The organism is Alteromonas sp. 5NW40-0090, assembly GCF_057552975.1.
On sequence record NZ_BAAJLT010000003.1, the window covers coordinates 36,758 to 49,639 of the forward strand.

Annotated in this window: 11 protein-coding genes; 7 read left to right on the top strand and 4 right to left on the bottom strand. The window is 44.6% G+C overall.

Annotated elements, in window-relative coordinates; all coding sequences use genetic code 11:
- Positions 1-17 precede the first annotated feature (17 nt).
- The gene (locus AC27KT_RS04245; RefSeq protein WP_487127657.1) at positions 18-965 is read right to left on the bottom strand and encodes an AAA family ATPase; all 948 of its coding nucleotides are present in this window, start codon (positions 963-965) and stop codon (positions 18-20) included.
- Positions 966-1,210: 245 nt separating this feature from the next.
- Here AC27KT_RS04245 and seqA point away from each other — a divergent pair, with 245 nt between their 5' ends.
- The 7 genes from seqA to AC27KT_RS04280 all read left to right on the top strand — a co-directional run bounded on the left by seqA (position 1,211) and on the right by AC27KT_RS04280 (position 10,093).
- On the top strand, positions 1,211-1,996 hold the full coding sequence (gene seqA, locus AC27KT_RS04250) for a replication initiation negative regulator SeqA (protein WP_487127659.1): 786 nt from the start codon (positions 1,211-1,213) through the stop codon (positions 1,994-1,996).
- A 47-nt stretch (positions 1,997-2,043) separates the two neighbouring features.
- The gene (gene pgm / locus AC27KT_RS04255) at positions 2,044-3,696 is read left to right on the top strand and encodes a phosphoglucomutase (alpha-D-glucose-1,6-bisphosphate-dependent) (protein ID WP_487127661.1); all 1,653 of its coding nucleotides are present in this window, start codon (positions 2,044-2,046) and stop codon (positions 3,694-3,696) included.
- Between the two features lie 218 nt (positions 3,697-3,914).
- Positions 3,915-6,392, top strand: a complete 2,478-nt coding sequence (locus AC27KT_RS04260) for a glycogen/starch/alpha-glucan phosphorylase (RefSeq protein WP_487127663.1) — start codon at positions 3,915-3,917, stop codon at positions 6,390-6,392.
- 312 nt (positions 6,393-6,704) lie between these two features.
- Positions 6,705-8,009, top strand: a complete 1,305-nt coding sequence (locus AC27KT_RS04265) for a putative bifunctional diguanylate cyclase/phosphodiesterase (protein WP_487127665.1) — start codon at positions 6,705-6,707, stop codon at positions 8,007-8,009.
- A gap of 266 nt (positions 8,010-8,275) precedes the next feature.
- Positions 8,276-9,307, top strand: coding sequence for a succinylglutamate desuccinylase (gene astE / locus AC27KT_RS04270; RefSeq protein ID WP_487127667.1), 1,032 nt, complete (start codon positions 8,276-8,278; stop codon positions 9,305-9,307).
- Positions 9,300-9,710: an HIT domain-containing protein gene (locus AC27KT_RS04275; RefSeq protein ID WP_487127669.1), complete on the top strand. Its 411-nt coding sequence runs from the start codon at positions 9,300-9,302 to the stop codon at positions 9,708-9,710. Before astE ends, AC27KT_RS04275 begins: the two co-directional genes overlap by 8 nt.
- A gap of 56 nt (positions 9,711-9,766) precedes the next feature.
- Positions 9,767-10,093: a heavy metal-binding domain-containing protein gene (locus tag AC27KT_RS04280; RefSeq protein ID WP_014949040.1), complete on the top strand. Its 327-nt coding sequence runs from the start codon at positions 9,767-9,769 to the stop codon at positions 10,091-10,093.
- A 420-nt stretch (positions 10,094-10,513) separates the two neighbouring features.
- Here AC27KT_RS04280 and AC27KT_RS04285 read toward each other — a convergent pair whose 3' ends face one another.
- The 3 genes from AC27KT_RS04285 to AC27KT_RS04295 form a co-directional block, all read right to left on the bottom strand.
- Positions 10,514-11,773, bottom strand: coding sequence for a dicarboxylate/amino acid:cation symporter (locus tag AC27KT_RS04285; RefSeq protein ID WP_487127671.1), 1,260 nt, complete (start codon positions 11,771-11,773; stop codon positions 10,514-10,516).
- A gap of 196 nt (positions 11,774-11,969) precedes the next feature.
- Positions 11,970-12,179 (bottom strand): DUF2897 family protein, encoded by a 210-nt coding sequence (locus AC27KT_RS04290; protein WP_487127673.1) that lies wholly within the window; start codon positions 12,177-12,179, stop codon positions 11,970-11,972.
- 14 nt (positions 12,180-12,193) lie between these two features.
- Complete coding sequence (locus AC27KT_RS04295; protein WP_487127675.1) at positions 12,194-12,880, bottom strand: M15 family metallopeptidase; 687 nt, start codon at positions 12,878-12,880, stop codon at positions 12,194-12,196.
- Between the last annotated feature and the right edge of the window lie 2 nt (positions 12,881-12,882).

A 12,882-nucleotide genomic window follows, 5' to 3' on the forward strand; every position in this document is an offset into this window, starting at 1 on the left:
CCAGGAGCCCGTTAATATTAAGCCGCCAGAGGGTCAATGCTATCGAGTAATTTTTGGCTTAGTTTTTCCCCATCAAAGGCGTGATTAGACTGTCCATGAGCCATTTGATGGGTAGACAATGTTAGCCTGTGAGCGGTAATCGCTATGAAGACGGCCTGCACGTCTTCAGGCGTAACATAATCTTTGCCAGAAACGTATGCCCATGCTTTTGCGCCCTGAAGTAATGCGCGACTGGCGCGTGGGGAAAGCGGGTTAGGAAACTCATTGCTCTGTCTGCTTTCACTCACTAATCGCAATATATAATGAAGAATGGTGTCGCTAGTGTGGATGGCAGCCACCTCATTTTGCATTTTGTTTAGACTAGCAGCATCTAAAATCTGGGTAAGAGGCGCTGACGCATCCTGCTGCATGAGCATCGCCTTTTCTGCTTCCCACGCCGGATACCCTAATGAAATACGCATGAAGAAACGATCTAACTGCGATTCTGGTAACGGATAAGTGCCCGATTGATAGCTAGGGTTTTGCGTTGCAATGACGAAAAACGGCGTGGGCAGCGCATGAGTAACACCGTCAATACTTACCTGACGTTCCTCCATAGCTTCTAACAGAGCGCTCTGTGTTTTTGGGCTTGCTCTATTTAACTCGTCAGCTAATACGACTTGGCTAAAAATCGGGCCGTGCCTAAACGTAAAACGCTTTTCTTCGTCGCGCTCGTGAGTATGGAAAATATTAACGCCTAACATGTCGGAAGGAAGCAGGTCTGAGGTAAATTGAATACGCGCATATTGAAGACCAAAAACTTGTGAAAGCGCATGAGAAAGGGTGGTTTTACCCATTCCTGGTAAATCTTCAATCAATAAGTGACCGTTGGCCAGCAAACAGGTAATGGCAAGTTTCAGCTGGTGCTCCTTACCAATAATCTTTTTGCTTAGGGCTTGCTGAACTTGATTAATATCTTGGCGCATAGGTGTGTCACTTTTCTTTAAAAATACTCTGTCACACTCGTCGTTTAAATAACGAATGTTGCTTTCATAATAGTAGCAACGATAGCGTAAAGCTTTCTATTCTTATACCTTTTAAAATTTATACCTTGGTATGTAATAGGTCAGTTCACAACTTAATATTCACGAATCCTTAAAACATCTGTTATTAAGTGCTGCGTAGTTTAACTGTGTTGTCTATAATGGTGCCTCTTAAAAAGGAAGTAGTTATGAAAAGCATTGAAATAGATGACGATTTATATGCCTTCATCGCCAGCCAGACTAAGCATATTGGTGAGAGTGCATCACAAATTTTAAGACGTTTACTTTTACCTGAAGACGGTGCTGTGTCACAAGGTATTGCACCTATTGCTAGCTCATCAACGTCTGCAAAAACAAGTGAATCAAAAAGTGCAGACGTTACCGAAGTTGTAAGCCAGCCAGCTACTGAGGTAAATACTGAAGCGGCATCAAAGACAGCGGCAAAAGTGCCTGTATCACGCACGGCAACTAAAGGGACTAGCGCCTCTGTAAAAACTGCAACAAAGAAAACGCAAGCCAGGGCGCCTGCTAAGAGTACAGCGAACGCAACTAACAATGCGAAAACAACGAAAAAAGCGTCGGTAGATGCGGATACACCGCCAGCTAGCGAAGCCCACACCAAACGAGACATTTTGGATGCCGTTTCAAAAGATGCATTAAGCACCTTTACTAAACGGGTTGATCAATTCTTGTTTGTTTTAAGTGCAGCGCACAAGCTTAATGCAGAAAACTTTGCCAGTGTTGAAAGCATAAAAGGTAAGAACCGTACGTACTTTGCGAAGAGCAAAGCAGCATTGCTTGAGAACGGCAGCAGTACTAACCCGAAAGCTATTCCAGACAGCCCGTTCTGGGTGGTAACAAACAACAACACTGCTAAGAAAACGAACATGCTGGAACAAGTTTTGCGTAACCTAGGTTATCAGCCTGACGTAATTGAAACCGTCGTCGCGCGTTTCTCTTCAGAAGGTAAATAGCAAGCCAAGTAACAGAATAACGAAACTTCTAAATAAGGATTTTTTTCATGGCATTACATCCGCAGGCTGGAGAGCATGCAGCAAAAGAGCAACTCATTAACGTACCCCAGTTAGTGAGCCAGTATTACAGCTACAAACCGGATATGAATGACCCGGGCCAAGCGGTTTCTTTCGGTACTTCTGGTCACCGAGGTACTGCGTCGAACGCTACCTTTACTGACACTCACATCAGTGCAATTTGCCAAGCTTTGGTAGAATACCGCAAGCAGGAAAGTATCGACGGCCCGTTATATGTTGGTAAAGATACCCACGCGTTATCTGAACCGGCCATGATCACTGCCATAGAAGTTTTATGTGCCAACGGCGTCGATGTTGTGGTGCAACGTTCAGATAATGAAAGCATGGGCTATACGCCAACGCCTGTCATTTCCCGCACTATCATTCGTTATAATCGTGCTGGCAACACAGACAAAGCCGACGGTATTGTTATTACGCCTTCTCATAACCCTCCTTCAGACGGTGGATTTAAGTACAATCCGCCGCACGGTGGCCCTGCCGACAGTGACGTAACCAAACAAATTCAAGAACGTGCAAATGAATTAATTGCTGACGGCAACAAAGATGTTCAGCGTATTGACATTCGCCAGGCCACCGAGCGCAAATTGGTTCGTGAAGAAGACTTTATGGAACCTTACATTGAAGACCTTGCAAACGTTATCGACATGGAAGCGATTGCAAAAGCTAACTTGAAGTTAGGTACTGACCCATTAGGTGGTGCCGGCGTTGGATATTGGTCGCGTATTTCTGAAAAATACGGGTTAGACATCACAGTAGTTAATGACGCTGTTGACCCACAGTTTGGTTTTATGCGCCGCGACAAAGACGGCAAGCTTCGCATGGATTGTTCGTCTGCCTATGCAATGGCAGGGCTTATCGAGCTGAAAGATAACTTTGACTTAGCGTGGGGCAATGATCCTGACTTCGATCGTCATGGTATTGTGTGCAAAAGTGCAGGCTTAATGAACCCTAACCATTATTTGGCTGTGGCGATCAACTATCTATATACCCACCGTCCAGAATGGCCTAGTGAATTAAATATTGGTAAGACACTCGTATCTAGCAGCATGATTGACCGCGTAGCGAATAGCCTCGGTAAGCCGCTTGCTGAAATGCCAGTTGGCTTTAAATGGTTTGTTGACGGTTTATCAAACAGTACAATTGGTTTTGCGGGTGAAGAAAGCGCGGGTGGTATCTTTCTAGAGCGCAACGGCAGCACCTGGGCGACAGATAAAGATGGCTTTATTCTTTGTTTGCTAGCTGCAGAAATTTTAGCGGTTACGGGCAAAGATCCTGGTGAGCACTACAAAGCGCTAACGGAAAAATTTGCAGCGCCGGTATACAGCCGTGTTGACGTAGCAGCAACCCTTGAACAAAAGCAAAAGCTTTCGGCAATGGATGCATCTGTAGTCACTAGCGATACGTTGGCGGGCGAGCCTATCACTGCCGTTCAAACCCATGCGCCTGGTAATAACGCGGCAATTGGTGGCGTTAAAGTTTCGACAGAAAATGGCTGGTTCGCAGCGCGTCCCTCTGGCACCGAACAGATTTATAAAATCTATGCGGAAAGCTTTAACGGTGAAAGCCACTTACAGGATTTAATTGCTGAAGCCGAAGCCTTAGTCGGAAAAATCATCAAGTAAGTACAAAAACAAACCGTTTTAAAATTGATTTTGTAATAAGAATGTTAAAAATCGCATGAATGCATACGAATTCATGCGATTTTTTGTTATTTTAACAAAATTATTACAACATAATCGTTTAAGCGCTGCTATATTGCTGTCATATTATGAAGTTATTCTGTAATTAAATTACGCTTTCGGTGTGTAAACACCGCTTCTACTTAAGAGTGAGACGCAAAATGAACGCAAAAGCGACCAAGACGCAACCCTCTCCAGTGATCGATAAGGCTGCATTCAAAGCAGCAGTTATTAAACACTTACACTGCACGCTAGGCACCGACGAAAACAAAGCAAACAATCACGCTTGGTGGAAAGCAACGTGTGCTGCAATTCAAGAACAAGTACTTGAAGGGCTGCGCAAAACCCAGAAAAGTCATTACCTGAACGACACCCGCGCCGTTCATTACTTCTCTGCTGAATTCCTAATGGGCCGTTTGCTTTCAAACAATCTGCAAAACTTTGGCTTATTCGATGTAGCTAGTGGCGCGTTGAAAGAGCTAGGTGTTGAAATTTCAGACATTCTTGAAGAAGAGCCTGATATGGCGTTAGGTAATGGTGGCCTTGGCCGACTAGCGGCTTGCTTCATCGACTCGCTAGCGACAATGGAATTACCTGCAATAGGTTATGGTATTCATTACGAGCACGGTTTGTTTCGTCAAGAAATTAAAAGCGGTGCGCAAATCGAGCGTCCAGACAGCTGGCGTGACTACGGCAACCCTTGGGAAATTTGCCGTCCAGAATCTATTCAGGAAGTATCTCTTTACGGTTACGTAGAAACGAAATACGGCGACAACGGACGCGTTCTTAAAGAGTGGCACCCAGGTTCAATCGTAAAAGGTGTGCCGTGGGATATTCCGGTAGTAGGCTATGAAGGTAAAACCGTAAACGTATTGCGTTTGTGGCAGTCAGAAGCGTCTGACTACTTTAACTGGGATGTATTTAATGCAGGTGGCTACGTTGATGCACAGCGTGAAAACGTACAGGCAGAAACCATTTCGAAAGTACTTTATCCAAACGATGAGACCGAAGCGGGTAAAGAGCTGCGTCTTATTCAGCAGTATTTCTTCTGCTCGTGCTCGCTTAAAGATATTATACGTCGTTACAAGCGTGCGCATGGTGACGATTGGAGCCGTTTCGCCGATCAGGTTGTTATACAGCTAAACGACACGCACCCAGCTATTTCTATACCAGAGCTAATGCGTATTCTTGTTGACCGCGCAGAGCTTGGCTGGGATGAAGCGTGGGGGATTTGTACAAAAGTATTTGCCTATACCAACCACACCTTGCTACCAGAGGCCCTTGAAAAGTGGCCTGCTCGCATGATTGAGAAGATCCTTCCTCGTCATCTAGAAATCATTTATGAAATTAACCACCGCTTTATGGCAGAGGTTGATAAGAAGTGGCCTGGCGACAATGCCATGAAAGCTAAGCTTTCAATCATTGAAGAAGGTAACGAGAAGATGGTTCGTATGGGCCACCTGTCGGTAATCGGCTCATTCGCAGTTAATGGCGTGGCAGAAATGCACTCTCGTCTTGTTAAGTCGTCTCTGTTCCCAGAGTTCGATGAACTATATCCAGGTAAGCTAACTAACGTAACCAACGGTATTACGCCACGCCGCTGGTTGAAAGCGTGTAACCCAGCGCTGTCTAAGCTAATCGATAAAAAGATTGGTGAAGACTGGCCGCGCGACTTAGACAAACTGCAAGGGTTGGCTAAATTTGCAAGCAATAAGACGTTCCAGAAGCAGTTCATGAAAGTGAAGCTTGAGAACAAAGAGTTGCTAGCAGAGGAAATTCGCAAGTCACTTGATATTGAAGTAGACGTTAACGCCATTTTCGATGTTCAGATTAAGCGTTTGCACGAGTATAAGCGTCAACACTTAGCGCTTCTGAACATTATGGCGTTGTACCGCCGTATTCTAGAAAACCCTGATTACGATATGCACCCGCGTGTATTTGTGTTTGGTGCAAAAGCGGCACCGGGCTACAAGCTTGCGAAAGATATTATCTACGCGATTAACAAAGTAGCGGATAAGATCAACAATGACCCGCGTGTAAATAACAAGATTAAAGTGGCATTCTTACCAAACTACCGCGTGTCGCTAGCTGAAAAGATGATCCCTGCGGCGGACGTGTCTGAGCAGATCAGTACGGCAGGTAAAGAGGCATCAGGTACGGGTAATATGAAGCTTGCGCTAAACGGTGCGGTCACTATTGGTACACTTGATGGTGCAAACGTTGAAATTGCTGAGGAAGTGGGCGATGACAACATCTTTATCTTCGGTCTTACGGTAGAAGAAGTGAATGAGCTTAAAGCGAATGGCTATAACCCACATGACTACTACTATAAAGATCCTGAAATTAAAGCTGTGCTAGATTGGTTAGAGACCGATTACTTTACGCCAGGTAAACCAGGAGCATTGGTGTCAATTAAGCAAAGCTTACTTGATAACGGTGACCCGTACATGGTGCTTGCAGATTTCCGCGCGTATTCTGATGCACAAATTGCAGTCGATGCTGCATATCGCGATAAAGAACGCTGGGCGGAAATGGCTATTATCAACACAGCTAAGATGGGTAAGTTCACCTCAGACCGCTCAATTCGTGACTACGTAGAGCGCGTTTGGAAACTTTCACCGTGTAAGATTGAGAGCTAATCGCAGAACCGCAACGAATAAACCCGGCAGTGTTACACTAGTCGGGTTTTTTTATTTTCTTTTAAAAGCGTCTATAGTTTTACTTAAGCGTTGCACTGCGAAGCCTTTTTTGACTGAAACGGTGCTTACACTTTTTTACAGCGCGTAAAAAAGATGAGATGCAATTATAGGCATACTCAGAAATATGTTGTACAAAAGCATAAGACGGTATGCAGAATAATACGTTACTGGCGTTGCGCCTTGCGCGACGTCATGGTTTTATATTAGTAGTTGTTTTTAGTACCTAGAAGCGTAATGCTGAAGGAAAACATCATGAGCCAACACACATCGCTGGCAACTATTCCCAATCGCTTTGCGTTTATTGATAGTATTTCAAAGCAAGCGTCTCTAAGCTCGTCTACCTCTTTAATGCTGGTTGATGTGGTGCGTTTTTCTGATGTAACAACCAGCCTAGGTATTCACGTCGGCGATCGCTTTTTACTTGAAATTGCTAATCGTATTCAAGACCTGTTTGGACGAGATGTGCTTATCGGGCGCATTAGCGGTGATGTCTTCGGCATCGTATTCCCCGATGAAAGTAATGAAGCCGTTATGCGACAAATGTTCGAACGCTTAGTCGAGCATTTCAAAACGCCTATGCATTATGATGGTACGGCCTTCATAGCCGACTTTAATGTGGGCGTGGTATGTAGCGAAAAGGGTAGGTTTGATATCACTGATTTTGTGTCTCGTGCAGAATCAGCGCTGAAGCAGGCGAAAGAAAACAAGTATGAAAACTACTTTGCGCTAACTAAGTCAGATAAAACAGATACAGGCCGAAGCCTAGCTTTAAAAGCTGACTTGAAGCGGGCATTGGCCCACAACGAACTTGAACTGTATTACCAGCCGAAGGTGGACCTTAACACGCTCGAAATTGTAGGCGCTGAGTGTTTGTTACGCTGGAATCATCCTCTTGATGGCGTGCTCTTTCCTGGCCCTCTTATTGAGGCCGCAGAGTCCTATAATATGATGAACGAACTGGGCTACTGGACGTTGGAACAAGCGTTTAGAGCACTCGCTGAATTAGATGGACTTAGAATGCCCATCGTACTGTCGGTGAATATTTCTCCTACTCAGTTATATGACAATCAGTTAGTTCCAACCCTTACTATGCTAAGCAACACTTATACGCTACCGCTTTCGCTCATTGAACTAGAGCTCACTGAAGATGTTGCTTTATCGAATTCACTGATGGTGAAAAAGCAGTTAGATGAGTTACGAAGTTTAGGTGTTTCAATATCTGTCGATGATTTTGGTAAGGGGTATTCGAACCTCGCCTATATTCGTGACCTGGACCTGGATGCACTTAAAATAGACAAATCCTTTGTAATGGAACTAGAGGCGCACCCGGTTAACAGAGCTATCATCGAAGCGGCTAAAGTTATCGGGCATGCAAAAGGCTGCTGTGTGGTTGCTGAAGGTATTGAAACCGTAGAACAGCTTCACATATTGCGAGAGGTAGGGGTTACTCAAGGGCAGGGGTATCTGTTTTCTCGCGCTATTCCTTTTACTGAATTTGTAGGGTTAACCCAGCAAGAAATTATTATTGGTAATTCGCCAAGGCGCTCTCTAGCGTAGGTGCTTCAATTCCATTCGAGCGCTGTTAGATAAATCTAGTTTGTGTTGGTGAGTTTTTTTAAAGCTATTTTATAGCCTGTTAACCTCAAAAATTTCTTTGTCCTTATTCTCTAATAATCATAGATGGTGTATTAATTTTTAACACGTTGCGTTATTTAATACTTACAGGTGAGCATAATTAAACACGCAGATTACGTGATTTTGACCGCCTCTGTCGGTACACTTGAAGTATTCGAGATTAGATAAAGTCAACAAAGCTCACACTTATGCAAGAACTCATCGAAAACGGCCAATTTTTAACACTTTCTCGCCGTGACCCCGCATTATTTGAACGCTTTCATCAATTTACATTAGCTAATGGTACGCTCGTCGATATTACCGCACCTGGCATTATCAGTTTTTCAGTACAGCCAAGCTCTACACCAAATAAACGCATTGTTTTATCGTGTGGTGTTCACGGTAATGAAACCGCGCCTATTGAAATCTGTGATGACTTGGTTAAGGGGATCCTTACAGGGAACATAACGCTGGCTCATGATGTTTTGTTCTTATTCGGCAACCTGCCGGCGATGGACATTGCAGAACGTTTCGTTGAAGAGAACATGAACCGCTTGTTTAGCGGTGCACACTCAAAGGGCAAAGGTTTAGTTAACGCAGAGCGGGTTCGTGCTAAACAGCTCGAAGATGCTGTGGCGTCGTTCTTCGAAGCGGGTGAGGGCACCCGATATCATTACGACCTACACACAGCAATTCGCGCTTCTAAAAATGAAAAGTTTGCGGTATATCCTTATCTTCATGACCGAATACACAGCAAGGGGCAGCTGGCATTTCTAGCGGCTTGTGGCGTGAAAACCATATTGCTGTCGGAAAGCTCGACAACCACTTTTAGCTATTTCTCGTCATATCAATACAACGCGCACGCATTTACGGTTGAACTTGGCAAAGTGCGTCCATTTGGGCAAAACGATATGCGCCGATTTGAAGATGCTAAACAAGCGATAACGCAGCTAATTACTCAAACCGAGTACGCGCCAACGGTTGATATGGATGACCTTGATATTTATCGCGTGAACCAAGTTATAAACCGAAACGAAGAACAGTTTACGCTTCATTTCGATGACGATACGCCAAACTTCACTGACTACCCTAAAGGCACGGTATTGGCTTCTGAACCGGGTAAAGAGTACATAGCAGAGCAGGACGGCGAAGCCATTGTTTTCCCGAATGCAAAAGTGGCCATTGGACAACGCGCCTTGTTAACCGTTGTGCCTACTACGTTGGATAAGCTAGATGTTTAAACTAGATAGCCGTTTACACAATGATACATTTTTTGTCTGTGATCTTTCGCTGTGTCGTGTACTGTTAATGAACGATAGTCAGTTTCCGTGGCTTATTTTAGTGCCGATGAAAAATGATATAGCGGAAATTGTCGACTTGTCTGAAGAAGAGCAGATTACGTTACTTAAAGAGTCTGCATTGGCATCAAAAGCCATGCAGGCCTTGTTTTCACCGCTTAAACTTAACGTGGCAGCATTAGGCAATGTAGTAAGACAGCTTCACGTTCATCACGTTGCGCGTTTTGAAAACGATTGTGCATGGCCAAAACCTGTGTGGGGCAATCAGCCAGCAGTGGCATATAACACTAATGATGCAAAGGCGCTTGTAAAGTCCGTTAAGCAGTGGTTTGAAGATAATAGCTAGAGAGCGCAGGCCCTTAATAGCAATAAATAAACAGTTCACATTAAAAGGAGTTACGCATGATTGTTTCAACTACCCCAACGCTAGAGGGGCACAAAATTGAAGCTTATTACGGTATTGTTGTGGGCGAGGCCGTGATGGGCGCAAACGTATTCAAAGATCTTTTTGCTTCTATTCGCGACATCGTAGGTGGACGTTCTGGATCCTATGAAGAAGAGTTAACCACCGCACGAAAGCTCGCCTTTACTGAGCTTGAGCACGAGGCGAGAAGCATGGGCGCAAATGCCGTGGTTGGCATCGACTTAGACTATCAAGTGATTGGCGATAAAGGCAGTATGCTTATGGTGAGTATTAGCGGTACGGCGGTAAAAACGACTCCGTTGTAAGATTATGAAGGGCGTATGCTTTGGTGAATTAACGGTTATCAATTAAGTGCCGATCAATACCAATCCGCATAGATAATTGCCCACTCAGAAGGTGCTGGCAAGTTTCCTAGCGAAGCGTGGGAATGCAGGAATGGCTGTTCCCTTTCAAATTCCCAGAATGAAGTTAGGAAGCTTGCCAGACCTTCCCGAAGGGCGAGTTTAAAATGTCCGTACTCTTTGTTGTGTCACCTTAATGTAGAACCACTATACCTGCGGTAACACGCCGCGATTACGAACATTTTAAGTCTCGCTGAGTGGGTAATTATCTATGCGGACTGGTATAAAATAGCGATAAGCAAAAAGCGATACAATCCAATCAATAAAGGCAGCCTAAGCGTTTCAAACAGCTTTGCTGCCCTTTTCTATCTGTAAGACTAGGCTTTATTTGGCCGTATCTTTTATTACCTGCTCTTCAACAGCATCAGCATCAATGGCAATCGTATCTACGATCACCGCGCATGCTGCATCACCGGTAATATTTAGCGCAGTACGGATCATGTCGAAAATTCTGTCCAAGGCAAATAACAGAGGTAAACCTTCAATGGGAATGCCGGCAGCAAGCAACACGGCAACGACCAAGAATGATGGCCCAGGTACACCCGCTTGACCAACCGCGCCAAGGGTAGAGGTTAGGATGATGGCGATATAAGCGCCCATAGACAAATCTATATTGAAAAGCTGCGCAAAAAACACCGCAACTAAGCCATAATAAATGGCATTTCCACTCATATTGATAGTGGCGCCTAACGGCAGTACAAAAGATGCCGTTGCATTTCTTACACCTAACTCATTCTCTACTGTATTCATAGTAACCGGCAGTGTCGCCATGGATGATGCGGTCGAAAGGGCTACCGCCTGTGGCTTTTTCATAGCGACGAGAAATGACTTAGCCGACGTTTTTGTAAATAGCTGTACCAAAAGCGGGTAAACCACAAAACCAAACACTACGATCGCAGCAATAAACACTAGGAATAGTTTGAATACCACCATGAGCGCGGCGAAACCAAATGTTCCTACTGCCTCTGCCATTAAACCAAATACGCCGATAGGCGCGATTTTCATCACACAGTTGATCATCCAAACCATGGCATCAACGATAGTGTTCACGCCATTTAAAATAGGCTCGCGGTTCTTTTTAGGTTGTTTAGAAAGGGCGAGACCGAAGAACAAGCAAAATACCAGGATTTGAAGAATGTTCGCGTTGGTTAACGACGCAAATACGTTGGTGGGGATCATACCCGTAACCGTAGCCCAAAATGAAGGTAGCTCACCTTGAGAGGCGTATTCACCGGAGAACATCCCTTCTACTGCTGAAACGTCGATACCCAGTCCAGGCTTAAATACTTCACCCATAATGAGAGCCAGTGTTACGGCAAGTGCCGACGTTAACGCAAAATAAGCAAGGGTAGATAGCCCCACTTTTCCTGCATTAGTGCTGTTGCCAAGCCCCGCAGCGCCAGAGATAAGTGCCACTGCCACCAATGGAATGACCAGCATTTTAATTAAATTGATAAAAATCGCACCCAGTGGTGCGAACATTTCAGCGCTTTCACCCATAAAGGCGCCAACAGCGGTACCAATAATCATTGCAATGACAACTTGTACGCCGATATTGCCCAGTAAAGATTGTTTTTTAGACACGTCTAGAACCTCTTAGAGTGTGTTTAAATGTGAGAAGTGAATTGTGAATGAATAATTGAGAGCCCCAATACTGAAGTGCCTGCGTCGGCATCGGTATAAACAATTGGTACAAGCCTCTAATTACAAAAGCCTCTAATTATAAAAGCTTTATTTAGGCTTCGATTAAAATGCCGCGACAGACTCTTTCAGAATAGGGTTATTTCATAGGGGTGTTGCTGTTTTTATCTTCGTCTTTAAGGGATGTATTCGCGCTTTCACTGTCCTTGTTTGCATCGTCGTCACTATCATCATAAGGTTTGGAAGGTGTTGGAAATTTAAATCTAGCACTGTATTTAAGCAGCGTGATATTCCCAATCACAACGCCCAATACTAAAACAATAATGATGATGACCCAGGTAGTACTCATAAAAATTCCGTAGGCTACAGCCCTTTGTTTAATACGTAGCGATTATACAAGCTAGGTAGCTGAGGCAAAATACAGGTTTTACCTTCTATATCGCTTTGCTCAATGGCTTTTGTAAAGCCATCTAAGTGCCTGGCATTTTCGAAAACACACGCTGTGTTTCGAAAGCTTAAATGCCATGGCTCTACTGCGACGCCACCCGTATTAACCGAAAAAGGGCGATAAAAGCCAAACTGTTCCATATTTTCAGCTAGCCAACAGGACAGAGCGTGGCACGGTCCGCCAGAAAGATATTCGCTTTCGACAAGATTAAACTTTCCGCTCCAGTTGTGCACGGCAGTTCTGTCGTACACGTCGATGTCAGTGCCCCAATGGTGGCGACTGCCGCCTGGTAGCGCAGACCATGTCAAAATAGCGTGAAGCTTTTCGTTGTCACCTAGCGTCTCGAAAGGCAGTTCAACGCCGTTGGTATCAAGAAGCTGTGCTTGGCCTGCCCATTTGCGGTTAAAGATGGCAGTTTGTCTGTCGAAATCACGAAAGCTACTGACCAACTGTAAGTCTATACCGTCTTTTTGCGCAGCATCTTGCATGGCAAGAAACGGCGATATAACGTCGCGATGCAGTCTATGGCCGTTGCCAGCATCAACGAGATAGTCGTTGTGCTGGCCTAACCACGCTTTTTCTGGCACTTGAATAATAACCATTA

Coding starts and splice junctions, on each gene's coding strand:
- AC27KT_RS04260 (WP_487127663.1), top strand. CDS start 3,915: ATGAACGCAAAAGCGACCAAGACGCAACCCTCTCCAGTGATCGATAAG.
- seqA (WP_487127659.1), top strand. CDS start 1,211: ATGAAAAGCATTGAAATAGATGACGATTTATATGCCTTCATCGCCAGC.
- AC27KT_RS04265 (WP_487127665.1), top strand. CDS start 6,705: ATGAGCCAACACACATCGCTGGCAACTATTCCCAATCGCTTTGCGTTT.
- AC27KT_RS04290 (WP_487127673.1), bottom strand. CDS start 12,179: ATGAGTACTACCTGGGTCATCATCATTATTGTTTTAGTATTGGGCGTT.
- AC27KT_RS04280 (WP_014949040.1), top strand. CDS start 9,767: ATGATTGTTTCAACTACCCCAACGCTAGAGGGGCACAAAATTGAAGCT.
- AC27KT_RS04245 (WP_487127657.1), bottom strand. CDS start 965: ATGCGCCAAGATATTAATCAAGTTCAGCAAGCCCTAAGCAAAAAGATT.
- AC27KT_RS04295 (WP_487127675.1), bottom strand. CDS start 12,880: ATGGTTATTATTCAAGTGCCAGAAAAAGCGTGGTTAGGCCAGCACAAC.
- AC27KT_RS04275 (WP_487127669.1), top strand. CDS start 9,300: ATGTTTAAACTAGATAGCCGTTTACACAATGATACATTTTTTGTCTGT.
- pgm (WP_487127661.1), top strand. CDS start 2,044: ATGGCATTACATCCGCAGGCTGGAGAGCATGCAGCAAAAGAGCAACTC.
- astE (WP_487127667.1), top strand. CDS start 8,276: ATGCAAGAACTCATCGAAAACGGCCAATTTTTAACACTTTCTCGCCGT.